General features: G+C 44.2%; 24 protein-coding genes. 12 read left to right on the forward strand and 12 right to left on the reverse strand.

Annotated features, from left to right (window positions below; translation table 11 throughout):
• Position 1: 1 nt before the first annotated feature.
• From AB4135_RS12915 to AB4135_RS12930, 4 genes are all read right to left on the reverse strand, one after another.
• Entirely contained in the window at positions 2 to 232 is a 231-nt protein-coding gene (locus tag AB4135_RS12915; protein WP_371993432.1) for a helix-turn-helix transcriptional regulator, read from the reverse strand.
• A 100-nt stretch (positions 233 to 332) separates the two neighbouring features.
• Entirely contained in the window at positions 333 to 905 is a 573-nt protein-coding gene (locus tag AB4135_RS12920; RefSeq protein ID WP_371993434.1) for a hypothetical protein, read from the reverse strand.
• A gap of 24 nt (positions 906 to 929) precedes the next feature.
• Positions 930 to 2,165 (reverse strand): tyrosine-type recombinase/integrase, encoded by a 1,236-nt coding sequence (locus tag AB4135_RS12925; RefSeq protein WP_371993436.1) that lies wholly within the window; start codon positions 2,163 to 2,165, stop codon positions 930 to 932.
• A gap of 189 nt (positions 2,166 to 2,354) precedes the next feature.
• Positions 2,355 to 3,218 carry a YicC/YloC family endoribonuclease gene (locus AB4135_RS12930; protein ID WP_044555825.1) on the reverse strand — a complete coding sequence of 288 codons (864 nt, stop codon included), beginning with the start codon at positions 3,216 to 3,218 and terminating at the stop codon, positions 2,355 to 2,357.
• 383 nt (positions 3,219 to 3,601) lie between these two features.
• On the opposite strand from AB4135_RS12930, the gene rph reads away from it, so the two are divergent.
• Positions 3,602 to 4,315, forward strand: a complete 714-nt coding sequence (rph, locus tag AB4135_RS12935) for a ribonuclease PH (protein WP_371993438.1) — start codon at positions 3,602 to 3,604, stop codon at positions 4,313 to 4,315.
• A 112-nt stretch (positions 4,316 to 4,427) separates the two neighbouring features.
• The gene (pyrE, locus tag AB4135_RS12940) at positions 4,428 to 5,069 is read left to right on the forward strand and encodes an orotate phosphoribosyltransferase (protein ID WP_371993440.1); all 642 of its coding nucleotides are present in this window, start codon (positions 4,428 to 4,430) and stop codon (positions 5,067 to 5,069) included.
• Positions 5,070 to 5,219: 150 nt separating this feature from the next.
• Here the strand turns inward: pyrE and folE are convergent, their stop codons facing one another.
• The 5 genes from folE to coaBC all read right to left on the reverse strand — a co-directional run bounded on the left by folE (position 5,220) and on the right by coaBC (position 10,548).
• Positions 5,220 to 5,879, reverse strand: coding sequence for a GTP cyclohydrolase I FolE (gene folE / locus AB4135_RS12945; RefSeq protein ID WP_020912310.1), 660 nt, complete (start codon positions 5,877 to 5,879; stop codon positions 5,220 to 5,222).
• Between the two features lie 219 nt (positions 5,880 to 6,098).
• Complete coding sequence (locus AB4135_RS12950) at positions 6,099 to 8,063, reverse strand: alpha/beta hydrolase family protein (protein WP_371993441.1); 1,965 nt, start codon at positions 8,061 to 8,063, stop codon at positions 6,099 to 6,101.
• Between the two features lie 143 nt (positions 8,064 to 8,206).
• Positions 8,207 to 8,800: a nucleoid occlusion factor SlmA gene (slmA, locus tag AB4135_RS12955; protein WP_020912312.1), complete on the reverse strand. Its 594-nt coding sequence runs from the start codon at positions 8,798 to 8,800 to the stop codon at positions 8,207 to 8,209.
• 96 nt (positions 8,801 to 8,896) lie between these two features.
• On the reverse strand, positions 8,897 to 9,355 hold the full coding sequence (dut, locus tag AB4135_RS12960) for a dUTP diphosphatase (protein WP_371993443.1): 459 nt from the start codon (positions 9,353 to 9,355) through the stop codon (positions 8,897 to 8,899).
• The gene (gene coaBC / locus AB4135_RS12965) at positions 9,352 to 10,548 is read right to left on the reverse strand and encodes a bifunctional phosphopantothenoylcysteine decarboxylase/phosphopantothenate--cysteine ligase CoaBC (RefSeq protein WP_371993445.1); all 1,197 of its coding nucleotides are present in this window, start codon (positions 10,546 to 10,548) and stop codon (positions 9,352 to 9,354) included. Before coaBC ends, dut begins: the two co-directional genes overlap by 4 nt.
• A 140-nt stretch (positions 10,549 to 10,688) precedes the next feature.
• Between coaBC and radC the strand changes: the two genes are divergently transcribed.
• The 5 genes from radC to AB4135_RS12990 all read left to right on the forward strand — a co-directional run bounded on the left by radC (position 10,689) and on the right by AB4135_RS12990 (position 14,600).
• Positions 10,689 to 11,366, forward strand: coding sequence for a DNA repair protein RadC (radC, locus tag AB4135_RS12970; protein WP_371993446.1), 678 nt, complete (start codon positions 10,689 to 10,691; stop codon positions 11,364 to 11,366).
• A 128-nt stretch (positions 11,367 to 11,494) separates the two neighbouring features.
• Complete coding sequence (gene rpmB, locus AB4135_RS12975; RefSeq protein WP_020912316.1) at positions 11,495 to 11,731, forward strand: 50S ribosomal protein L28; 237 nt, start codon at positions 11,495 to 11,497, stop codon at positions 11,729 to 11,731.
• 6 nt (positions 11,732 to 11,737) lie between these two features.
• Positions 11,738 to 11,911, forward strand: coding sequence for a 50S ribosomal protein L33 (gene rpmG, locus AB4135_RS12980; RefSeq protein WP_011494790.1), 174 nt, complete (start codon positions 11,738 to 11,740; stop codon positions 11,909 to 11,911).
• Positions 11,912 to 12,679: 768 nt separating this feature from the next.
• On the forward strand, positions 12,680 to 13,999 hold the full coding sequence (gene argA / locus AB4135_RS12985) for an amino-acid N-acetyltransferase (RefSeq protein WP_371993449.1): 1,320 nt from the start codon (positions 12,680 to 12,682) through the stop codon (positions 13,997 to 13,999).
• Positions 14,000 to 14,078: 79 nt separating this feature from the next.
• Positions 14,079 to 14,600: a PH domain-containing protein gene (locus tag AB4135_RS12990; protein ID WP_371993451.1), complete on the forward strand. Its 522-nt coding sequence runs from the start codon at positions 14,079 to 14,081 to the stop codon at positions 14,598 to 14,600.
• 63 nt (positions 14,601 to 14,663) lie between these two features.
• Here the strand turns inward: AB4135_RS12990 and rarD are convergent, their stop codons facing one another.
• Together rarD and AB4135_RS13000 are read right to left on the reverse strand one after the other, a co-directional pair.
• A complete protein-coding gene (gene rarD, locus AB4135_RS12995; protein ID WP_371993453.1) occupies positions 14,664 to 15,551 on the reverse strand; it encodes an EamA family transporter RarD in 888 nt (295 codons plus the stop codon).
• A 171-nt stretch (positions 15,552 to 15,722) separates the two neighbouring features.
• Entirely contained in the window at positions 15,723 to 16,187 is a 465-nt protein-coding gene (locus tag AB4135_RS13000) for a thioesterase family protein (protein ID WP_371993455.1), read from the reverse strand.
• A 173-nt stretch (positions 16,188 to 16,360) separates the two neighbouring features.
• Here AB4135_RS13000 and recQ point away from each other — a divergent pair, with 173 nt between their 5' ends.
• Positions 16,361 to 18,184 (forward strand): DNA helicase RecQ, encoded by a 1,824-nt coding sequence (gene recQ / locus AB4135_RS13005; protein ID WP_371993457.1) that lies wholly within the window; start codon positions 16,361 to 16,363, stop codon positions 18,182 to 18,184.
• 9 nt (positions 18,185 to 18,193) lie between these two features.
• Here recQ and AB4135_RS13010 read toward each other — a convergent pair whose 3' ends face one another.
• Positions 18,194 to 19,942 (reverse strand): histidine kinase, encoded by a 1,749-nt coding sequence (locus AB4135_RS13010; RefSeq protein WP_371993459.1) that lies wholly within the window; start codon positions 19,940 to 19,942, stop codon positions 18,194 to 18,196.
• Positions 19,943 to 20,458: 516 nt separating this feature from the next.
• Between AB4135_RS13010 and leuA the strand changes: the two genes are divergently transcribed.
• From leuA to leuD, 4 genes are all read left to right on the forward strand, one after another.
• Positions 20,459 to 22,030: a 2-isopropylmalate synthase gene (gene leuA / locus AB4135_RS13015; protein ID WP_371993461.1), complete on the forward strand. Its 1,572-nt coding sequence runs from the start codon at positions 20,459 to 20,461 to the stop codon at positions 22,028 to 22,030.
• A 73-nt stretch (positions 22,031 to 22,103) separates the two neighbouring features.
• Entirely contained in the window at positions 22,104 to 23,198 is a 1,095-nt protein-coding gene (gene leuB / locus AB4135_RS13020; protein ID WP_371993463.1) for a 3-isopropylmalate dehydrogenase, read from the forward strand.
• A gap of 2 nt (positions 23,199 to 23,200) precedes the next feature.
• Positions 23,201 to 24,601, forward strand: coding sequence for a 3-isopropylmalate dehydratase large subunit (gene leuC, locus AB4135_RS13025; protein WP_371993465.1), 1,401 nt, complete (start codon positions 23,201 to 23,203; stop codon positions 24,599 to 24,601).
• Between the two features lie 11 nt (positions 24,602 to 24,612).
• Positions 24,613 to 25,218 (forward strand): 3-isopropylmalate dehydratase small subunit, encoded by a 606-nt coding sequence (leuD, locus tag AB4135_RS13030; RefSeq protein ID WP_371993467.1) that lies wholly within the window; start codon positions 24,613 to 24,615, stop codon positions 25,216 to 25,218.
• Positions 25,219 to 25,538 lie beyond the last annotated feature (320 nt).

The following is a 25,538-nucleotide window of genomic DNA, read 5'->3' on the forward strand; positions in this document are numbered from 1 at the left end:
ATCAAACCTCGCTATTTCTGTCAGCAGATACTTCATCAATCCAGGCCATGACTTCAGAGAGTCGCCATGCAACTGTTCTTTCACCTAAGTGTATTCGTTTAGGAAACTGACCTAGGTGCTCAAGTTGCCAGCGGCGTTGGCGAGATAAAGTTGTACGGTGAGCGCATTCTTTTTCGCGGATTAATCTATCGGTTTCGATTTTTGTTTCTTGCGTAGTTTGCTGGGGTGACATATGTCCTCCGGTTGTTATATTTAACTTACGGAGGGATTATTGCTGAGAAGAGGAGTCGTTTATGTGCAGCGCTTGATGTGCTCAGTGTATGTAGCAGATTCTATTTAAAAACAAGCCTGAAGTAACTTTTTGCCTTTGGTTTAACATCTGAGCTTTTATATACATCTTTAAGCCAATGAGTGCGTATGGTTTCTTCTGATGGGATTTCCTTTTCAAACTCATCAGCAAGGTATAAATAAATCTCCTTAGCCAAGGCACTCTTCGATACAAAAGGATATTTGGCTAAAGTTGCCGAGGCTACTTCTTGCACTAAACTTCGGTGTCTATTGGCGCTTAACTTGCCTGATTCCGATTTCTTGTTACTTTCAACTTTCCTACGTTTTGTTACTTCATTTGCAATTGCTAATGTAATCCTAGCTTTTGTACCAAGAGATTTAATTTCATCTTCTTGCTTAATTATGGTTTGATTTTTTGTTGTAAGCTCATCCTGGGTCCGATTGTTGGCACTGAAGCGTTCTATGGATTTATCTTTTAGCGAATATATATATTCCCATAGAAAGTCGACTTGAACTTGCATACCAACAGCTTCCATCAGATCTAAGGTCTGATGCAGTAGTATCTCATTAGGGTCAAGATCTCTTAAACTGTGAATACGATCCTTTCTTTTAGTCATTTTATAGGCCTTAAATTTGATGCACTAGTCTTCAGTGTGGTTAATAAGAGGAGATATAAGGGCCGCTAATTTATCTAAAGCTTCTCTACGCTCATCCATATAATCATGTCGGTTATATATACCTTCTACGCCCTTGAGTTTATGGTTGAGGCATCGCTCTGCAATATGGCTTGAGACACCAAGGTAGGCTAATAAACTTCGGCAGGTACGTCGTAAATCATGCACAACGAAGTGATTGACATCCTGCTCTTCAAAGTGATTGTTGGTTGGCTGCTTGTTGCTATCTACTTTTTTGCCGAATAGTTTAGCTAAAGCATGATTTAACGTATCGTCAGAAATGTAGCCACGCCTGACGCTCGCGCGACGTGAAGGGAAGACGTAGATTGATCCTGCAGATCTAACTTTAAGTTCGTTTAGCCACTCTATGACATCTGCAGGTAAAGGGATTGATATTGCGATGCCTGTTTTACTGCGCTCTGAGGGTAAGTGCCAAACCTCATTATCAAAATCGATTTCTTGCCACTGTGCAGCGATTAATTCACCCTTTCGTACGCCAAGAGTTATCAAGAGTGCACAAGCTAAATAGTTATCTCTGGTGAACGTATGTGCTTGAGAACGCAGTACAGAGAACATACGGCTGATTTCATCTAGATCTAAGGCCCTGTCTCTACTTTTTTCTGCGCCACCAGCATCGGACATGGTAAAAGCTAAGGCTGGATTGTTTTCAACTAACCCCAATTTTGCAGCATGCCGGAAGAGTTGCTTTGTATACATCAGCGTATCATTAGCTGTTGCTGGTCGGTTGCTTTCAATCACTTTGTGGATGATCGATCTAACCTGAAGAGCTGTTACATCTTTAAGTCTTAGTTCACCGATAAATGGCGCGATTTCTTTGGTATAAATGCGGTGCGGGATCTCAGGGTGTTTAAGTCTCTTGTTGATATCAGTCTTAAACCAATCATCAAATAGCTGGTGGACGGTTACTATCTCTTCCTGTAGCGCATTCTTTTTTTCTAGTGCTGGATCTTTTCCATGTTTGACATCTCTAAGTAGTAATACTGCATCATGCTTCGCGTCAGCGATGGATAAGTGAGGATAGCTATCGAGTAAGGTAAACCATTTACGTTTGTTATTAATCGTGTAACGGACTTGCCAGCTACAAGTGCCACTTGTCGATAACCGAAAGTATAATCCCCCGCCAATAGCTGTTCGACCTGGGACACCATCTTTGATTATTTTGTTTAATTGCTTGTTGTTCATAGCTGCACCTTCTAGTGGTACCAAGAATGAAGAATAACAAGTGCTTTAGAATTCTCATTCAAAATGGTACCACTCTTGGTACCAGTTGGTAGGTGACAGTGTGATACATTAATTTACTGTAGGCAACAAAAAAGCCCCTAATTAGGGGCTTCGTCATATTTATCTAACGTTATTTAACTAGGGTTTACACTACTCTACGTTCTGGATCTGCTCGCGCATCTGCTCAATAAGTACTTTGAGTTCTACTGCAGCAGCAGTCACTTCTGCGCTGATAGATTTAGAGGCTAAGGTGTTTGATTCACGGTTAAACTCTTGCATCATAAAGTCCAAACGACGACCTTGGGCACCGCCTTTTTTCAAGATTAGACGCGTCTCGGCAACGTGTGCATCAAGCCTATCCATCTCTTCGGCAACATCCATTTTTTGCGCCATTAAGACCATCTCTTGTTCCATGCGTGCAGGATCAAGTTCGCCGGTGATTTCAGCTAGGCGGTTAGTTAGCTTATCGCGTTGCCACTGCATCACCGCTGGCATGTGTTCACGAACAACTGCTACTTGATCCACAATTTGGTCAAGGCGTGTTTGTAGCATGGTATTGATTGCTTCGCCTTCACGGCCACGGGCTTCGATAAATTGATCGATGGCTAAGTTGAAAGCGTTCAGTAGGTCTTTGCCTAAGGCATCCATATCCTGCTCTGAGCTAGACATCACGCCAGGCCAGCGCAGTACGTCAACGACGTTGAGTTCACCCTGTTTGGCTTCATCTTTTACCCAGTTAGCCGCATTGATGATCTGCTTAGCCAGTTCTTGGTTTAATTGCAGCTCGCTGCTATCACCTTCATTAAGGTCATAACGCAGATTAACTTCAACTTTACCGCGGTTTAAGCGTTTACGTAGACGATCTCTAAGCACGGGCTCTAAGCTGCGGAAATGTTCCGGAAGGCGCAGGTATGTTTCAAGATAGCGCTGATTAACTGAACGGATTTCCCAAGAGGCGGTGCCCCAATCTGCTTTGTGCTCAATGCGAGCATAGGCTGTCATGCTTTGGATCATGGATGGTTTCCAGTGTAGTTCGTCTAAGTGAGCTGTGATTATATACCCAAACGGCTTGAAAATGCAGGAAACAGAGGTAAATTAATGAGCTCTAGAGCCGCTGAGCGATAAACGTTTAAATAACGAAAATAGCAGCCATAGGCATCGCTTATATGGATGATGCCTTGAATGAAATTAACGCAATAAGTGGAGCTGCTACCGCAGTTGATTGAGCGGCCATGGGCGACGGCTATTAAACGCTGGTGACAGTTCACTCTTATTTGAGCTTTAGCTGTTTCAAGGTTTTTCATTGTTAGAGAGTGGATTGAGATGGCATAGTGGCTCACATGTCCCTATAATATGCAGCCAAATTACCCCTTAGCTGTTAACTACAGGAATTCACCATGCGCCCAAGCAACAGAACTCCAGCACAATCTCGTCCAGTGACGATTACCCGCCAATTTACTGCCCATGCCGAAGGTTCGGTATTGGTTGAATTTGGTGACACTAAAGTACTTTGTACTGCCAGTTTTGAAGAGGGTGTACCGCGTTTTCTTAAAGGCCAAGGCCAAGGTTGGGTAACCGCTGAATATGGCATGTTGCCGCGTTCGACTCATAGCCGTATGAACCGTGAAGCGGCTCGTGGTAAGCAGTCAGGTCGTACTCAAGAGATCCAACGTTTAATCGGCCGTTCATTACGTGCTGCTGTTGATATGAAGCTGTTGGGCGAAAACACAATTGTTATCGATTGTGATGTGATTCAAGCTGATGGTGGCACGCGTACCGCTGCTATTACTGGGGCATGTGTTGCACTAGTTGATGCGTTGAATTGGGCTCGTGGTAAAGGCATTTTGAAAACGAATCCGCTTAAGTTCATGATTGCTGCTGTGAGCGTTGGCATCTACAAAGGTGAGCCAATCTGCGATTTAGAGTATATCGAAGACAGTGCTGCTGAAACTGACATGAACGTTGTGATGACAGAAACCGGTAAGATGATTGAGATCCAAGGCACTGCCGAAGGTGACCCATTTAGCCATGAAGAGTTGTTAAGCCTGCTTGATCTCGCCAAGCATGGTATTCGCGAAATTGTCGATGTACAGAAAGCGGCATTGAGCTAAGACGTTATCAAGGGCCCTGCGGGGTCCTTTTTGTAAGTGTTTTTTGCTTGCACTTACAATGAATAGAGTTATAAAAATAATTGAGTCACCCCTACATATTTAAGGAGATATTGTGAAAGCCTATCAACGTGAGTTTATTGAGTTTGCCCTTGAGCGTCAGGTACTAAGATTTGGCGAATTTACGTTAAAATCAGGCCGTACTAGCCCTTATTTCTTTAATGCTGGCCTGTTCAATACTGGTCGTGACTTAGCGCGCCTTGGACGTTTTTATGCCGCTGCCTTGGTTGATTCTAAAATAGAATATGACTTGTTGTTTGGCCCAGCTTATAAAGGCATTCCAATTGCAACCACTACCGCAATAGCTTTATGTGATCACCATGATATAGACATGCCTTATTGCTTCAACCGCAAAGAGAAGAAAGATCATGGTGAGGGCGGCAGCCTAGTGGGCAGCGAATTACAAGGCCGAGTAATGCTAGTTGATGATGTGATCACTGCTGGTACTGCAATCCGTGAATCAATGGAAATTATCGCGGCTCATAATGCTAAGCTTGCTGGTGTGTTGATTGCACTGGATCGCCAAGAGAAAGGCAAAGGTGAATTGTCGGCTATTCAGGAGGTTGAGCGTGATTTTGGTTGTGATATCGTTTCAATCATTAAGCTAGAAGACTTGATTAACTACTTGTCTGAAAAGCCAGGTATGGAAGCACAGCTGGCATCGGTGAGTGCTTATCGCGATCAATACGGCATTTAAAAGATAAGTTTAGATGACTAGAGCGTTCGCAGGCTCACAAGTTCACTTCTAGAAAAAGCAAAAGCTATTAGATTGGCTTTTGCTTTTTTGTTTTAAGTTCTTCGAATCTGCTTTAATACTTTAGAACCTAGAACCTAGAACCTAGAACCTTTAGTTACTAAGGAACTCTGCCCGTGTCGCAGGGTTAGATTTGAAAATCCCGCCTAATGCGGTGGTCGTGGTTGAACTGGTAGAATCCATCACGCCGCGAGACTTAACGCAGTAATGTACCGCATCCATTTTCACCGCTACATCTTTAGTCTCAAGCAGGGTTTGCAATGCAACCAGTACTTGTTGAGTCAGACGCTCTTGCACCTGTGGACGCTGAGCAAAGAAGCGCACAATACGGTTAATCTTGGATAAACCAATAATGTTCTTACGTGGCAAGTATGCAACGCGAGCTAAGCCATCGATAGTCACCAAGTGGTGCTCACAAGTACTGGTTAGACTGATGTCATTCACCTTAACCATCTCATCGAAACCCATCTTGTTTTCAATGACGGTGATCTTGGGGAAGTTGGCGTAATCGAGACCTGAAAAAATTTCATCAACGTACATTTTGGCAATGCGTCGTGGGGTTTCTTCTAAACTGTCATCACGTAGGTCGAGTGACATTAATGTCAAGATCTCGCGCATATGATGTTCTATTTTGTCTTTACGCTCTTCGCGAGTGAACTCACTGGGTAGCATCGGAGTTTCAAGCCCACGCTCAAGCAGAGCTGTTTGAACCAGTTGTGCTGATTCACTGAGGATAGCTTCTTTTGATGTCATAAGGTCCTCCACTGTAATGGGTAGTGGTACTGTCTCAGTGTTCTTAAGTGGCGACACGCATTTTTACTGGTATCGCTGAACAGAAATAATAGAGCATTAACGCGTTGCCTTGGCTCTAAGAAGCACGGAGGATACAGCGATTTGCTGTAAATATACACCGAAAAACGTATTGGGGATAAGAAAAACCGACTAAATTAGTCGGTTTTTCTATTTGTAGCATTACAGCTTAAGATTGGTTTTTAAGAAGCTCAGCATTTCGCTGTAGTATTTAGCCTTATGCGCATCGTCATAAAAGCCATGACCTTCATCATCCATAACCAGTTTCTTAAACGGATAATTATGCTCTTCTAAGGCATCTTCGAGCGCTTCAAACTGCTCGATAGGTGCTCTTTCATCTTCGCCGCCATGGACTAGCATAATGTTAGCCTTAAGCTTATCGACATTGTGGGTTGGTGACATTGACTTTAGTAAGCTTTCATTTTCGCCGAGTACCTCTTTTAAGTAGCGCTTTCCTGCACGGCGTCCTTGCACATCACCTTCATCGAACATCAGCTGTAAATCGTAAACTCCGGCGAAACCAATAGCACATTTAAACAGATCTGGTTCTATCGCTGAGCTTTGAATTGCTGAGTAGCCACCGAAGCTGCCACCCACAATACAGATGCGGTCCTTATCTACCATGCCCTGTTCGATAACATACTTAGTAGCATCAATAATGTCGTACTGAATGTTGGTGCCCCATTTTTGATGGCCTGCATTTTCAAACTCATTCCCGTAGCCGCCAGAACCGCGGAAGTTGACTTGCAGTACTGCAGCTCCTTGGCTGGCGATCATTTGGTTTTGTGGGTCAAAGCCCCATCGGTCTCTTGGGCCGTGAGGTCCACCATGAGGGTTGACGACTAATGGTAAGTTTTTAGCTTCAACACCATGGGGTAAGGTTATGTAGCCATGTATTGTTACGCCATCTCTGCTGGTAAACTTAACCGGTTTAATTTCGGCCATTTTGTCAGGGTCTAGCCATTTCTTCTTTGATACCAGATACTCTAGTTTTTTAGTCTTCGTATTAAATAGATAGTAGTCGCCTGGATTACGGTCGTTGAAGGCTTTGATAATGATTTTGTCGGCATCGGTTGTTTGGCTAACTAAGTGGATCTGATGCCCAGGTAGAGCCGCTAAAAGTTGCTTGATGAGCTTAGCCGAGGGATCTTTTGAATCGACAAACTCGTAAGTTGGGTAGCCGTTTTCATACTCGATAGCGTAGAGTTTTTTGGTGACAGCGTTAATCCATACATTACTTGGGTCTACCACTTTATCTTGGCTGACGAGCTTTTTATCGCCAGTTTTGATGTTCACTAAGTATACGCCAGCTGGTTTACCTGCTTCGCTTGCGGTGACATATAAGCTGTCTTTGTCATCGCTAAATGCAATTGGCTTTATTGCGTCTAAGCCAAGATTTAGCTTATCGGTATCTGTCCAGTTTCCGTCATTTCGGTAGTATAACTTAGAGTTGACGTAATCTCGGGTGCCACTGACAAAGCGCACGTTGCCATCATGATCGGTTAAAAAATTTGGGTAGGTGATTGGCGCTGTTGCTACCTTTTTGCGTCGGCCTTTGTAAACATCAACGCGATACACTTTTTGAGTGTTTTCTGCCATGTTGCTACCGCCACTCCCCCAAGGAAGGGCTTGAACGAGCATATAACGATCATCTTCTGGCAGTGGATCTAAAATATAAGCTGTTGCGCGAATCGGGGTGTTTTTCTTCAGGTTTGAGCCTGTTTGTTGTTCACCTCCTTGATAACCAAACAGGTAAGTTGCTTTAGAGCCGTCAGCATTTACGGCCATTAATTCGCCATAATAGAGCGGGTGGTCGCTCCAGCCTTTTAAATACTCTTTTTGCATCACTAGTCGTTCATCATTGACCCACTCGTAATGGCCTACCTGTGCATTACTTCCAAAGAAAATGGCATGTACATAAGATCTATCTGCAGCTTTTAGGATAAGTAGCATGTCTTTACCATCTTTCTTGGTAATCACACTTAGATAATCTCCTGCTGGAGATATTTTGACTTGCGAGAATTCAGCCGAACGGCTGAATAAATTGGCTGCATCATTGGTTTTTGCTGATGCGTAGCAACTTAGCCAAGCTAGGCATACTAGGCCAATGGTTTTAATGAGTTTCATACAACTTCCTTGTGAAAACAAATGTTAGCTTTTATAGGTATTTGCAATAATTAGACACGAGGAAAGTAAACCAAAAGTAGTAGAGAGGCAATGATTTTGTATCATTAGGCAGCATGATGCCGCTGCCTTTTTTGGGGGGATGGTTAGCTTTGTAACAACTGCTGCTGCACGAATGTCCACTGTTCGTTAAAGTGCTTGGTGGGTTTTAGCTTAAATTCACTGCGCACAAACTGGGCAATCCGACCTTCGGCAATCGCCATTAATAGGTTGGCTAACACCGCTTCATCGATGCTAAATGCTTGCCCTTCGCGCAAGCTTTTCTCGCGTAAAATTTGCTTTAAGTGGGTTTCGATTTTCGAGAATAGCTGACTAATTCTACTGCGCAAACGCTCATTCTCACCCAATAATGCATCACCATTGAGTACCCGTGAAATCCCTGGATTACGTTCGGCAAAAACCAACAGTAGTTGCAGTAACTGCTGGCAGCGTTTCATGGTGTCTTTCTCTTCATCCATGATGAGATTGATACGAGACAGTAATGACTCTTCGATAAACTCAATAAGGCCTTCAAACATCCTTGCTTTGCTCGGAAAGTGGCGATAAAGCGCCGCTTCTGACACACCGACTTCCGCTGCTAATTTGGCGGTAGTGATACGTTGTCCTGGGCTTGTCTCTAACATGGTCGCTAAACATTGTAGGATGTGTTCGCGGCGATTAATCTTTGGGCTTGCAGCCATTTATCAGTCCTTCACTCGATTACTACTGAGCGAGACGGCAAGGAAACAAGGCTCCGTGCTGTCTATAAAATGTAGTGGTGTGCTTAAATGTGGTTATTATTTTGTGCCTGAATGGCCAAAGCCGCCAGCACCGCGATCTGAGCTATCAAACTCATCAACAAGCTTAAACTCTGCCTGCACAACGGGAACAAATACTAATTGTGCGAGGCGGTCACCGATTTCAATCGTGAATGGCTCACTGCCGCGATTCCAGCAAGAGACCATTAACGGACCTTGGTAATCTGAATCAATCAATCCGACTAAGTTACCGAGTACGATGCCGTGCTTATGGCCCAAGCCCGAACGAGGCAGAATAATTGCCGCCAAGCTCGGATCTGCTACGTGTACAGCAATACCTGTTGGAATGAGTACGGTTTCACCTGGCTGTATGGTGAGTGCGGTATCAGTAATTGCACGTAGATCCATTCCTGCGCTGCCTGGAGTCGCGTAGGCAGGTAACGGAAACTGTGTGCCAATGCGTGAGTCGAGAATTTTCAGTTCGATCGGTGTTTTCATTTCGTTTTTACTTTTTCCGCGATTAGGCTCAGTAATTGCTTGGCTAGAGTTAGCTTGTCGACAGCGGGGAGGTGAGTTACACCATCGTGCCAAAAGACGCTAAGTGCGTTATCGTCGCTATTAAAACCAATGCTGCTATTCGACACATCATTGGCGGCAATCATATCAAGTTTTTTGCGCTCAAGTTTACCTTTTGCGTATTGCTCAACATTATTGGTTTCTGCTGCAAAACCAACCGTAAATGGACGTTTTGGATGACTGGCAACGCTGGCTAAGATATCAGGATTTCGCACTAGCGCAAGTTGCATCTGCTCGGCTGATTTTTTGATCTTACTTTCTGCCACATCAGCAATTCGATAATCAGCTACCGCAGCGCAACCGATAAAAATTTGGTTTTTTTCGACTTCTGGCAGCACAGCATCAAGCATCTGTTGTGCAGACTCCACATCGATGCGGTTGACGTTAGCTGGTGTTGCTAGATTTACTGGGCCGGTAACCAGCGTAACTTTAGCGCCCATTGTTGCTGCGGCACTTGCTAGAGAAAAGCCCATTTTTCCTGAGCTATGGTTAGAAATATATCTAACAGGGTCGATGGCTTCGCGTGTTGGCCCTGCAGTTAACAGTAAAGAGATACCTGCTAATAATTTTGGGCCAAAGAACTGCACGGCTTTTTCAGCGATATCCACCGGCTCTAACATTCTACCGGGACCGACTTCTCCACAGGCTTGTGAGCCTGAATCGGGCCCCCAAATTGTCATGCCTCGCTGAGCGACAGTGACTAAGTTGGCTTGAGTCGCGGCATTGCGGTACATCTGCTGGTTCATTGCAGGACAAAGTACGATAGGCGCTTCGGTGGCTAGGCAAGTGGTGGTGATGAGTTCATCAGCCATGCCGTTACTGATACGTGCAATCAGATTTGCGGTAGCTGGTGCCACAATCACTAAGTCTGCCCAACGAGCTAATTCAATATGGCCCATGGATGCTTCAGCGCTTGGGTCAAGAAGATCGGTCGAGACTGGATAGCCTGATAATGCTTGCAGAGTGAGTGGGGTAATAAATTCTTGTGCGCTTTGGCTCATAACGACTCTAACATCGGCGCCGCGATCTTTTAGTTTGCGGACTAAGTCTGCTGATTTATAGGCTGCAATACCGCCGCCAATTCCTAAAAGTACTTTCTTGTTTTTCAAACCCATAGCAACTCTTTCCATTATCATTTTTACAGATCAAAATATTATCCGCGCAGCCGTAAGATATCACACTCACTCCGCAGTTGATGAACAAGTTATTAAATTGTCGACCATACTCAACTAGAAATAATGACAAGGAGGTTGTTGTGGGAATTAAAGATTGGCCGCAGGGTGAAGGACCAAGAGAAAAGCTATTGCTTAATGGCGCAGCGCAGCTGTCGGATGCAGAGTTACTTGCTGTACTGCTCAGAGTTGGATTAAAAGGGTTAAGTGCTGTTGAGCTTGCTCGTATGATGATTACAGAGTTTGGCGGGCTTAGAAGCTTGCTGACAGCCTCTCAAACGCAAGTGTGTCGCTTAGACGGGATCGGCCCTGTTAAGTTTGCTCAATTGCAAGCTGCGGTAGAGATTGGCAAGCGAATTTCGCAGGAAAACCTAAAAAGAGGTAAAATTTTATCGGATCCTGATTTAACTCGAGACTATTTAATGAGACAATTGGGAGATCGTGCCTACGAAGTGTTTGCTATTTTACTACTTGATAGCCAACATCGGGTGATTCAATTCGTTGAATTATTCAGAGGTACCATTAACTCAGCGTCGGTTTATCCACGAGATGTGGTGAGCTTGGTGCTTGAGAAAAAGGCTGCGGCTGTGATCGTGTGTCACAATCATCCCTCTGGAATTGCAGAGCCAAGTACAGCCGATAGACGAATTACTGAGCGATTGAAACAAGCACTACAAACCATCGATGTTTCCTTGCTGGACCATATGGTTGTAGGCGATCGAGAGATAGTTTCTTTCGCTGAACGAGGGTGGATAGATTAATCTAACCCTTGATCTTTGATTTTAGATCCTGTATAAAATGCGCCCTCTGTTGTGTGCCTCAGGCGACGGCCGTGTTCGAGGTACATTAATGCTCGAGCGTTATATATATTGTTTTGGAGAAGTTTGACATGTCAAGAGTATGCCAAGTAACTGGCAAGAAACCAATGGTTGGTAACAACCGTTCGCACGCGAAGAATGCTACGCGTCGTCGTTTTTTACCTAACCTACAGAATCACAGATTCTGGTTAGAAACTGAAAAGCGTTTCGTTAAGCTACGTATCTCTACTAAAGGTATGCGTATCATCGATAAGAAAGGTATTGAAGTTGTTGTTGCTGAACTTCGTGCCCGCGGCGAGAAGGTATAATAAACCATGGCTAAATCTAAAGGTAATCGTGAGAAGATCAAGCTAGTATCTAGCGCTAAAACTGGTCACTTCTACACGACTGAAAAGAACAAGCGTAACATGCCTGAAAAGATGGAAATCAAGAAATTTGATCCTGTTATCCGTCAGCACGTTATGTACAAAGAAGCTAAAATCAAGTAATAACTTGTTTAAAGCATCTTCAAAAGCCTCTATTTTTAGAGGCTTTTTTTTTGCCTTAAAATTGCCGCACCACTAATACCAATTAGTATAAAGATTTGATCGCTCAGCGAGAGTTTAGCGGCTTTGAGGTAAGGTCATTAAATGCTCCTCGGTAACTGCTCCTGCGTTACTCTCGATAATTGCTCCTGCATTATTCTACCTTCGACCATCCTTGGTCTCGTACCTCCTATATCGGACCTCCAAGGAGGGAGGGAATGCCTTAAGCATGTCAGGAACATGCTAGGCCATGTGGTTCGCAATGAATGAAGAGCATAGTTAAACTAGGTTCAAGTTCATTAACGCTGCATTAGAGCCGCTAAAACCCTCTGAGTAGATCAACTTCTTATACTGATTGGTATAATACCATTGGTATAAACTCTCGCTGAGGCGAGCAATCTGATAACCATCTAGTTTCTGCAGTTTGACTGATAGCCATTTATCACCCTAGTCTTCACCTCCGCACTTTGAATTAAAGGTCTTAGTCATTTCTGAATTGATGACATTAATCAATGCCACCACCAGTAGGGTGTATTTTGCAACACTATGCACTTTTGTGTTTTTGTTAATATAAGCTAATTCTATTTGATTATCTCGCTTTTACTTGATATCACTGTTACATAACAATGAGAATAAATGCTTTTTAAATGAATTAAAATGCAATATCATGGTGGCGTTATTAATTAATCAGATTGTTGCGACTGTCTATTTAGACTTAAAGGTGAATTTAGCGTGCGTACTACAGAACTCGTCGATGGTTTTCGTCATTCAGCTTCCTATGTTAACGCCCATAGAGGCAAAACCTTTGTGGTAATGCTTGGTGGTGAGGCGCTTGCTCAGCCGCAGTTTAAGGCCATTATTAACGATATCGCGTTATTGCATAGCCTAGGGATTAAAATCGTCCTAGTGCACGGCGCACGCCCGCAGATTGATGAAGCACTGGCACAGCAGAGCTTAACTCCTGAATATTACAATGGTGTGAGGATCACTGAAGAGGATACCTTTAAAGTGATTAAGCAGGTTGTCGGTGCATTACAACTTGATATTACCGCTCGGTTGTCGATGAGTTTGAGCAACACGCCTATGCAAGGGGCACAAATCAATGTGGTTAGCGGTAACTTTGTTATTGCACAGCCGTTGGGGGTAGAAGACGGGGTTGATTACAGTCTCAGTGGCAGAGTGAGACGTATAGACACTCAAGGCTTAAAGCGTCAGCTGGATAATGGCGGCATTGTATTGTTAGGTCCTGTTGCTGCGTCAGTAACAGGCGAGAGCTTTAACTTAACGGCTGAAGAGGTCGCCACTCAAATTGCGGTCAAACTTAAAGCAGATAAGATGATTGGCTTTAGTGCCCATAAAGGGATTATGGATGAGGATGGCGAAGTCCTTGCCGAGCTGATGCCAACAGATGCACAAGCAATCCTCAATAATCTGCCAGAACAAGCGCCACTTTGTTTAAGCACCAAGGCATTCTTACAAGCCAGCATTGATGCTTGTAGAAATGGCGTCAGTCGTTGTCACTTTGTTAGTTATCTAGATGATGGCGCGCTGCTGCAAGAGCTTTTCTCCCGTGATGGTATTGGTACGCAAATTGTGACCGAAAGTGCCGAGCGTCTGCGCCGTGCATCTATTCGAGATATCGGCGGCATACTCGATCTCATTCGTCCATTAGAGGAGAAAGGTATACTGGTTCGGCGCTCAAGAGAGCAACTCGAGGTCGAGATTGAACAATTTATGCTGATTGAGCGTGACAGTTTAGTGATTGGTTGTGCGGCCTTTTATCCGTTTGAAGAGGATAATGCAGGTGAATTCGCGTGCTTGGTGGTCCATCCTGAGTATCGAGATGCGGATAGAGGCAGTTTGCTGCTGCAAAATATTATTAGCCAAGCACGGGTGAGAGGTTATTCAAGGTTATTTGCGCTAACAACGCGCAGTATTCACTGGTTCTTAGAGCACGGTTTTAATATTGTTGAAGTTGATGAGTTACCTGGAAAGAAGAAACAACTCTACAACTACCAACGTAAGTCGAAGATTTTAGCTTTGGATCTGTAAACTTGTATCCGACAAACCTAGCTTGACATAATATGTCATGTGGTCAAAGATAAGGTTATCTTATTGACAGGACTAGATGATGACTCAAACTTTTGCGCTTACTCCGCTAGGCTCAACGGGGACGTTGAGCTTTATTGCCTTACTCATTGGCTTAATTGGGGTCGGTGTTTATATTTATTACAAAGCGTTACCGCAAACCAGTAAGGTTGTTATTGCGGCAGTGTTGCTGCCAATGGTCGTCGCATTCAGCTGGATGTTTTATAAAGTTAATGATGCCAAACTGATCGTGACAAAAGATTCGATTAGTGTCGATGTGCCATTTTATCAGTTTAGCCTACCGATAGCAGAGATAGATGTCGCTGGAGTACGTCAGTTAAACTGGTCTGTTGGAGCGGATACGACATTTAAACCCGATCTGCGGGTTAATGGCGTGGGCATGCCTGGATTTCAGTTAGGCTGGTTCAGTTTAGTGGGTCAGTCAAAAGCATTTGTTGCGGTCACTGAAGTTGACAATGTGGTGCTTATTCCAACGGCCAAGGGTTATCCGCTACTATTAAGCCTAGAGCAACCACAGGCACTGTTGAGCCACTTTAAGCAATAGCGACATTTAGGCTAGATAATAAAAAGCGAACCGATTAGGCTCGCTTTTTTGCATTTCAAAAGGTTATTTTTTCTGTTTACGCTTATAAAACATGTCGGCGGTAAACAGTGCTAATGCAGCCCAAATAAAGCCAAAAGTAATGCCTTTTTCAATATCGAATGGCTCATTAAACAAGCTTATAGCAAGAATGAACATGATACTGGGGCCGATATACTGGAAAAAACCCAGCATCGTAAATGGGATCCGTACTGCTGCAGCGGCAAAACATAATAACGGTACTGTAGTGATGACGCCTGCTGCGAGTAACAATGTGTTTAGATGCATATCGTTACTCATAAGGTGCGTCAGTGAGTCACCCATATTGCTAAGCAGGTAGAATAACGCGACAGGCATTAAGATAGCGGTTTCTACTAATAGGCCGGTTTTTGCATCAATGTTAACCTTTTTGCGCAATAAGCCATAACAGGCAAATGATCCCGCCAAGCCCAGCGATACCAGTGGTATTGAGCCGAATGAAATAAGCTGTATTGCCACACCAATAGCCGCTAAAGATACTGCTGCCCACTGTAGTTTACGTAATCGCTCCCCCAGAAACAGCATGGCTAAGAACACGTTAACCAATGGGTTGATGAAATAGCCTAGGCTGGCATCTAACATATGATCGTTATTGACTGCCCAGATGAATAACAGCCAGTTAGCGGCGATTAAACAGGAAGTGACGCAAAGTACTGCCAGTTGTTTAGGCTTTTTAAGTAACTGTCTGGCACGACCAAACCCACCGAAAAAGCTCATTAGTAATCCCATAAAAAGGAACGACCAAAGTACACGATGCAGTAAAATTTCGGCGGCAGATACATCTGTCAGTAATTTAAAGTACAGCGGCGCGAAGCCCCACAGGGTATATGCGCAAATGGCAAATACTATGCCTTTGCGTTGTTCAGTATCTTGCATTGAAATAGACTAAGAAGAGAAAATAAGCGCTGATTGTAATCCTGCCTAAGCACAGACTCAAGCTAACCGCGCTGTTTATCTGCACTGGTGGGCGCGCCAGTTCAATGGAACAATAGAGCACCCACGGTAAAAACGCCGCTAATAACGGCATTTTAATGGTAACCAATGCTATCAACCAACCATGTAAGTGCCTGTGCCAAAAGCGATATGGTCACCTTTTTCATTGTGCAGTTCCATTCTTGATACTGAGACTCGGTTTCCAGCACGGATCACCGTACCTGTACCGGTAAAAATTTCGCCGCGGCCTGGGCGCAAATAGTCCACTCGAAGATCTATGGTACCTAAAGTTAGGATACGCTTTTCTAACTCCTCAAGGCTCCAGTCGTCACGACTAGCGACTAAGCCTGAAAAAGCGGTGAGACCGCCAACGACGTCCAGCACTGTCGCTGTCACGCCTCCATGCAGTATTTGCTGATGGATGTTGCCAATTAACTCAGACTTCATTTTCACGACAACTTCAACGCCATCGACATCGTAACGCTTGATATCCATTCCAAGTAAGTTGTGAAAAGGCACATGTTTGTCAAAAACCTCTGCAACCCTACGTAATGTTTCCTGCTGAATAATATTACTCATAACGCTCCCTGTGTGTTCCTAGTAGGATCAATCGCTTAGTATTAGAGCATTTAATCTATCGCTAATGGAGCTTATGTTGCAAGTTTAAATTTTAATCGATAAACAGTTTGAGGAGAGACAAGAGAGGTTTGCTCCATTAGAATGGTCGGCCTTATTATTAATACAGGTTCACTATGGATCAGGCGGCACTCGAACATCCGGTCGATCAATTATCAGCAAGCCTTCAGTCGGTATTTGGTTACCGTACATTTAGGGATGGCCAACGTGAAGTAATTGAACAGATCTGTGCTGGCCAAGACTGCTTGGTGATCATGCCAACTGGCGGTGGTAAAAGCCTGTGTTACCAGCTGCCTGCGCTGCAGTTACCTGGTTTAACTGTTGTGGTTTCACCATTGATCTCGCTAATGAAAGATCAGGTTGATAGCCTTATTCAGACGGGTGTCCCAGCCGCTTACCTTAACTCTTCTCAACCAAGAGAAGAGAGCCTAAAAATCTTGCAGCAGATGCGCTATGGCGAACTAAAGTTACTGTACGTATCGCCAGAAAGGTTGTTGCAAGCCAGCTTTATCGAACGTTTGCATGAGTTGAATATTTCGCTATTTGCCATTGATGAAGCGCACTGTATTTCGCAGTGGGGCCATGATTTTAGACCTGAATATGCGGCGCTTGGTCGTTTACGTCAGCAATTTCCGCAAGTGCCTATTATGGCACTGACCGCAACGGCAGATAACGCTACTCGTGTTGATATCTGCGAGCGGTTAACCATTAAACCATTTTCGCTATTAACCAGTTTCGATAGACCCAATATTCGCTATACCGTTGCCGAAAAGCTTAATGCTGCCAACCAGCTACGACAGTTTATTGATGCGCAAAATGGTAATAGCGGTATTGTTTATTGCAGTAGTCGTCGTCGAGTGGATGAGGTGGCTGATCGACTACGTATGCAGGGGCATCAAGCTGAGGCATACCATGCTGGTAAAACCCAAGAAGAGCGGGCAGATGTTCAAGACCGATTTCTAAAAGATCAACTGGATATTGTGGTGGCAACGGTCGCTTTTGGTATGGGGATCAACAAATCAAATGTGCGTTACGTGGTGCATTACGATATCCCCAAAAGTGTCGAAGCCTACTACCAAGAAACCGGCCGAGCAGGCCGTGATGGTTTGGACTCTGAAGCTTTGATGTTGTTTGACCCTGCAGATATTGGCAGAGTTAGGCATCTTATTGAACAGTCTGAGCCCGGGCCACAGCAGCAGGTAGAATTCCATAAGCTGAATACCATGGCAGCTTTCGCTGAGGCGCAAACCTGTCGTCGCCAAGTATTGCTGCACTATTTCGATGAAAGTGCGTTAGAGCCGTGTGGCAACTGTGATATCTGTTTAGATCCGCCTAAAAAATATAATGGCATTCAGGATGCACAAAAGGTGCTGTCGTGTATCTATAGACTTGGGCAGCGTTTTGGTGTCAATCACCTTATCGAGGTGCTACGAGGGTCAAAAGCCGCTAATGTGATGGATAGAGGTCATAATAAACTTTCAACTTGGGGCATTGGCAAAGAGAAAAGTCATGAGCATTGGTTGAGTGTCATTAGGCAGTTAATCCATCTAGGGCTTGCTAATCAAGATATTACTCGAGGTTCATCGGTGACACTCAATCCTTCAGCGCGCACTGTGTTAAAAGGTGAGGTGGAATTACTGCTCGCTGAGCCAAGAATAGTGATTCAAACTACCAAGCGCCGAGGTCATAATCCGAAAGCACCGCTTAACTATGATCGTAAACTTTTTGCGCGATTGAAGTTACTGAGACGTACCCTAGCTGAAGAACTAGACGTACCACCATACTTAGTGTTTAACGATGCAACCCTGGCAGAAATGGCTGCCATACTGCCAACGAGCCCTGGTGAGTTATTGGCTGTAAATGGAGTTGGTGAACGTAAGTTGGAGCGTTTTGGTGGTGAGTTTTTGGATGAAATTGAAAACTACCTAGCAGAAAGTTAGCCGTTAGTATTAGTTAACTTTTAGTTTTCTCAGCTCACTTATATTGGCGCGCTTGATCATCGATTCCAAATTATCAAATTGCTGCATACAGGCAAGGCCAATGTTGACTTTGGAATCTTCTTGCCAAACTTCAATGGTGCTCGCTAATTGATCTATGACGTTTATTGCGCCTTGCTCTGATGTGTGCGGTAGCATAATCACAATCTGCTGATCTGATTGCTGTAACAATACGTCTTGCTCCCTTAGCTTAGTTTTCAGTTGCTCGATAACTATCGGCACATCAGCTTTAAAAATGTGGTTAGGATTGAATACTAATAGCGACAATGGGTAACCTGCCTGTTTGCTAGTATTTAACAGATCTTCAAGTGACTTCTTTTTATCAGCTTTAGTATCAAGATTTAATACTATTTGCTCTGGTTGCGTAGTTTTCGGCGCTTTCTTTTGATACCAAGTGATGAATACGATTAGACTGATTATTATTAGTGCAATAGGGAAAAGTGAACTGGGAATAATACCGTTTACTGTTGTTGCCGCAATCAGGGAGTGATTAGGAGTAGCTATCTGCTGCTCACGGCTTAAACCAGACTTGAGTTGTGATAACCAAATATTTTTAATCGATAGTGTTTCATTTTCCAGCGCTTGCAGCTGTTTGAGCTGGTATTGATAAGCCAGTGAGAATTTTCCCTGCTTGGCGAAATAGTCTGCCAAGGTGGCATAGCTATGTTTTAGATCTGAGTAGCGTGCCTTTTCCTTCGCCAAGGATATCGCCTGCTCCATCAACGTGAGGCCGGCAGCTTCACGATACTGTTTCAATTTAATTTGAGCATTGAGCGATAAGGCGCTGATGGTGCCAATGGAATCAGCTTCTTTGCGAAAAGTCGCTAAACTGAGGTTAATTAATTGTTCTGCACTGCTATATTTCCCACTATCAAAATCAATTAAAGCAATTGCATTGTAAGCAACCGCTAGCTCAAGTGGGGTACTGAGTTCAGCGAGCGTCACTCTGGCAATTTGAGTATATTTATCTCGTAGATTCGGCTGTTGATTTTGCTGAGCGAATCGAGCCATATCAAGTGCGACAAAAAGCTTAACTTTACCTAGCGTTGTGGGTTCATCCAATGCTTTTTTAAGATTGTTCTCCGCCTCTTTTAGCTCACCAATATTGGCGAGCTGTTTTGCCATAGAGCTGTAGAGGTAACCTTTTGGCGGCCAAGTCCAGCGTTGATCTTGCAAAGTGATCTCGGGATAAATATCAAGTGCAAGTCTTATATCTTCAATTGCAGCATTGTTGTGTTTTACGTCGGCATTGAGCTTACTTCTGAGCCATAAGCCCCCGATCAGGGCTTGAGGTTGTTTTAGCTGGCGCGACAATGAAATGGAAGAATATAAAAGAGGCAGTGCTTGTTGGTAGTCATGAAAGCTTGCATAAGCTTGTGCCATGCAATTAAAAAAGTAGGGCCTAGCATGCTCAAGTTTTAACTGCTTGGCTTTAGCATCATTTAGGCGAGCCAGATTAATCGCAGCAGCGTTTTCACCCAGTTGAATATAGGACTCACATTTGAGTGCGTTTAGGCGCATCAAAATAGTGTCTGATCTTGATACACCCAAATAGTGACGCTCAAGCGCATTGATCTCTGACAATGCTTTGCTTGGATATTGGTAGACGAGTGTATTTAATTGGTCTAGTTGTTCCAACGTACTGCCAAACACTGGGGAAACCCAGAATGCTAGACAAAGTACGATGCTCCTAAAATCCATTTTTAGCTCCAGTGATGACTCTATATCCGCTTTCCATTAGCAGAGTGGGGCTATTATAACCATTTTATCTAAAATTATGCATAAAAAAGCTAAACAGTTGAGAATATTGCGACTTAACATCATTATTAGATGTGCTGCGCAATAATATCTTCTATTAAAGTTTTTTTGTAGCGCTTATCATCAAAATTGTGATTTCTGTGAGCAATGTTAGGTTTGTGAAATGCGTATGTTGAGCAATTTAGGCTTGACATAAATGGCTGCTCGCGTTAAAAATTAACCGAAGCAGCAGAACACGCTGACATAGTTATATAAAAAAGTTGAATAACAATTTATGAAGCATGCAAGCACATTACTCATACTCCTCAGTCTCATTCTCGCAGTCCCTGCGCGGAGGATATAGTGCTACACGCTTAAGAGAGCCAGCATTTATAAACCCCGCGAACAATACGCGGGGTTTTTTGTATTTAAATTGCCTGAAAGCATAACTGAACGTTTGAAGTTCAATGGAGAGATTAGATGTCTGACCGCGTAATAATATTTGACACCACACTGCGTGATGGTGAGCAAGCACTAGCTGCCAGTTTAACGGTTAAGGAAAAACTTCAAATAGCACTAGCCTTGGAGCGATTAGGCGTTGATGTCATGGAAGTTGGTTTTCCAGTTTCTTCTCCTGGTGATTTTGAATCGGTGCAGACGATTGCTAGAACGGTAAAGAACAGCCGAGTTTGTGCCTTATCAAGAGCGCTTGAAAAAGACATTGATGCCGCAGCTCAGGCATTATCAGTGGCGGATCAGTTCCGCATCCATACTTTCATTTCTACATCGACCATTCACGTTGAGAGCAAGCTTAAGCGCTCATTCGATCAGGTATTAGAAATGGCAGTTGGTGCGGTTAAATATGCGCGCCGATTTACCGATGATGTTGAGTTCTCTTGCGAAGATGCAGGTCGTACTCCTATCGATAACTTATGCCGTATGGTAGAGGAAGCGATTAAGGCTGGCGCTCGTACGATTAATATTCCAGATACCGTGGGCTACACAGTACCTAGCGAATTCGGCGGTATTATTCAGACTTTATTTAACCGAGTTCCGAATATCGATCAGGCAGTTATATCAGTGCATTGTCATGATGATTTGGGGTTGTCCGTAGCTAATTCTATTACTGCAGTGCAGCATGGTGCTCGTCAAATAGAATGTACAGTTAATGGTATTGGTGAGCGTGCTGGCAATTGCTCCTTAGAAGAGATTGCGATGATCCTATCTACTCGTAAAGGGGAGTTAGGTTTAGAAACAGGCATTAATGCTAAAGAGATCCACCGTACCTCTAGTTTGGTGAGTCAGCTATGTAATATGCCTGTGCAAGCGAATAAGGCGATTGTAGGGGCTAATGCTTTTACTCACTCTTCAGGTATCCATCAAGATGGCATGCTTAAAGCTCAAAATACCTATGAGATCATGACGCCTGAAAGTATTGGTCTTAACCGTAACAACTTGAATATGACCTCGCGTTCAGGTCGACATGTTATTAAGCATCGCATGAGTGAGCTGGGTTATGGTGAGCAAGATTATGATATGGATGTTCTCTACGAAGACTTCCTTGTACTTGCAGACAAGAAAGGTCAGGTATTTGATTATGATCTTGAAGCATTGGCCTTTATGGAAGCGCAAGCTGAAGATGATGATCACTTCAAATTGCAGCAACTAGTTGTACATTCAGATTCAACAGAGGGCAGCGCGACTGCTACCGTGAAAGTTGAAATCAATGGCGAAACAGTTACCGAAGCTGCCATTGGTAACGGGCCTGTCGACGCGGCTTACAAGGCGGTTGCTCGCGCCAGCGGTTGTGAAATTGACATCACCAGTTACCAACTTGGCGCGAAAGGCGAAGGGCAGAATGCGCTTGGTCAAGTCGATATTACAGCCAGCTACCGCAATCAAAATTTCCACGGTGTTGGGCTTGCAACTGATGTGGTTGAAGCATCAGTAAAGGCCTTAGTCCATGTGATGAACTTAACTTGGCGCGCGGATAAAGTTGCCGATTGCAAACAAAAGATACAACAAGAGAAGCGCGTGATAGGTGGTGTTTAGGCTTTAGGCATCCCAGCGTTTCATGTATCCGATTTAAAGAATATAGAAGAAAATTAAAGGAGTTAGTTGTCGTATGAGTTATCAAATAGCAGTATTAGCTGGAGATGGGATTGGTCCTGAAGTTATGGCAGAGGCCCGTAAAGTACTTACGGCTGTAGAGGAACGTTTTGCTCTTTCTATTGAATATACTGATTACGACGTTGGTGGCGCAGCAATTGACAGTCAAGGCTGTCCACTACCAGAGGCGACACTAAAAGGCTGTGAGGCGGCTGATGCGATTCTTTTTGGCTCCGTAGGCGGCCCCAAGTGGGAACATCTAGCACCAAACGATCAACCAGAGCGCGGTGCACTACTGCCACTGCGTGGGCACTTTGAGTTATTCTGCAATATGCGCCCAGCAAAACTGCATGCAGGCCTTGAGCATATGTCACCACTGCGCAGTGATATCTCATCACGCGGTTTTGATGTGCTTTGTGTGCGAGAGCTCACGAGTGGTATTTACTTCGGTAAACCAAAAGGGCGACAAGGCGAAGGCGAGAATGAAGAAGCGTTCGATACCATGCGCTATAGTCGCAAAGAGATCACCCGTATTGCCAAAATTGCCTTTGAGACTGCTCAAGGTCGCCGCAAGAAGGTGACCTCTGTCGATAAAGCCAACGTGCTAGCCTGTTCTGTACTTTGGCGTGAAGTGGTAGAAACGGTTGCTAAAGACTACCCAGATGTAGAGCTTGAACATATCTATATCGACAACGCGACCATGCAACTATTGCGTCGTCCAGATGAATTTGACGTCATGCTTTGCTCAAACTTATTTGGCGATATTATTTCAGACGAAATTGCGATGTTAACAGGCTCCATGGGGCTGTTATCTTCTATCAGCATGAATAGCTCTGGTTTTGGTTTGTATGAGCCAGCCGGTGGCAGTGCGCCAGATATCGCTGGCCAAGGTATCGCTAACCCTGTCGCACAGATTTTATCTGCTGCACTGCTACTGCGTCATAGCCTAAAGCAAGAAGCGGCCGCGACTGCGATTGAAACCGCAGTGGGCAAAGCACTAAGTGATGGCTACTTGACTGGCGAGTTACTGTCGAGTGCAGAACGTCACAATGCAAAATCAACCAGTGAAATGGGCGATTATATTGCCAAGCTTGTAAAAGAAGGTGTTTAACAATGGCTAAGACATTATATGAAAAAGTATGGGATGCCCATGTTGTGGTTGCCGCCGAAGGTGAAGCACCAATTATCTATGTCGATCGACATTTAGTGCATGAGGTGACATCGCCTCAAGCGTTTAGTGGTTTAGAGGTGGCAGGGCGTAAAATGCGAGCGCCTGAAAAAACTTTCGCCACCATGGATCACAATACTTCAACAACCAGCGCGAGCCTAGATGCACTTAGCCCTATGGCGCGAACTCAAGTGCAAACACTTGAGCGAAACTGTAAAGAGTTTGGCGTCAGACTTTATGATATCCATCATAAAAATCAAGGCATTGTTCATGTCATGGGCCCTGAACTGGGTATTACCTTGCCTGGAACTGTGATTGTATGTGGTGATTCACATACCGCGACTCATGGTGCTTTTGGCGCACTGGCCTTTGGTATTGGTACTTCAGAAGTTGAGCATGTTATGGCGACGCAAACCTTGCGTCAGTTAAAAGCCAAAACCATGAAGATCGAAGTGCGCGGCCACGTGGCTGAGGGCATTACCGCCAAAGATATCGTACTGGCGATTATTGGTAAAATCGGCATGGATGGTGGTACTGGTTATGTGGTTGAATTCTGTGGTGAAGCGATTGAAGCGCTGACAATGGAAGGACGCATGACGGTATGTAACATGGCGATTGAGATGGGTGCTAAAGCGGGCATGATCGCCCCTGATGCAACCACTGCAGACTACTTAAAAGGCCGCGAATTTGCCCCTAAAGCTGATGACTGGCAACAAGCGATAGCAGCATGGGCTGAATTGAAATCTGATGCGGACGCCGTATTTGATGCAACAGTGGTGTTGGATGCGAGTGACATTGCGCCGCAGCTGACTTGGGGAACGAACCCAGGGCAAGTGGTCGCGATCGATCAACTGGTACCGAATCCTGCTGAAGAGGCTAACTCAACGGTTCGCTCAAGCATCGAAAAAGCGCTTGAGTACGTTGATTTAAGCGCCGGTACCTTAATGACTGACGTTGGCATCAATAAGGTGTTTATTGGTTCATGCACTAACTCACGTATAGAAGATCTACGCGCTGCGGCTGTGCATGCCAAAGGTCGTCAGGTTGCTGAGGGCGTAAAAGCGATAGTAGTGCCAGGTTCTGGATTGGTTAAAGAGCAAGCTGAAGCTGAAGGCTTAGATAAAATATTTTTGGATGCCGGTTTTGAGTGGCGTCTACCGGGTTGCTCAATGTGCTTGGCGATGAATGACGATAAGTTAGAAGCAGGTGATCGCTGTGCATCGACAAGTAACCGTAACTTTGAAGGTCGACAAGGACGTGGCAGTCGCACTCACTTGGTGAGCCCTGCTATGGCCGCAGCAGCAGCTGTTGCTGGGCACTTTGTTGATATCCGTAAACCTTACTAGAGAGTTAAGTTATGCAACCATTTATTGCACACACAGGGCTTGCGGTTATCATAGATAGCGCAAATGTTGATACTGACCAGATCATTCCAAAACAATTTTTATCGAAAGTCACTCGTGATGGTTTTGGTATTCACCTATTCCATGATTGGCGCTATCTAGATGATGCTGGCGACCAGCCTAATCCAGATTTTAATTTGAACAAACCGCGTTATAAAGGCGCTTCCATTTTGATCTCGCAAGAGAACTTTGGTTGTGGCTCAAGCCGTGAACATGCGCCATGGGCTTTAGCTGACTTCGGTTTAAAAGCGATTATTGCGCCAAGCTTTGCTGATATTTTCTATGGTAACTCGATTAATAACGGTTTATTGCCGGTTAAGTTAACGGATGTCGAAGTTGAGCAAATTATGGCTGAAGTTGAAGCGTTACCAGGTGCTGAAGTGACCGTCGATCTGCAAGCATTAACAGTAACTTCACCATCTGGCGCAGTGTTTAGCTTTGAGATAGCCGAATCGGCTAGGCATAACCTACTTAATGGACTTGATGCTATTGGGCTAACGTTGGCTCATGCCGATGCAATCAGTCTCTATGAGGCAAACCTTCCTGCTTGGAGAGCTTAGCGCGAATCCTAAGTAACATTATTTAAGCGTACACTTGTACCATGCTGTAGATATATTTAAGCCACTTAGCGTTAAAGCTAGGTGGCTTTTGTTTTAATTGCAGGTGCTACCGATTTAATTTGTTGTATTAAAAGGTTATTTTTTACATTTGTTAGTGAGGCTCTTAATTTCGATTTCGCACTAGTTATTCATGCTGTTTATTGCCCTCGTTTTGAGTGAACACCTGTTTACTTGGTTTCTTTGTGTAAGGTATTGTATTTAATGCTTTTGATTTGCTTTTCTCTATACTTTTGATTTCTACTTAGCGAGCTTTTTTACTG

This window comes from Shewanella sp. 10N.286.54.B9, from assembly GCF_041468565.1.
Classification (GTDB): Bacteria; Pseudomonadota; Gammaproteobacteria; order Enterobacterales; family Shewanellaceae; genus Shewanella.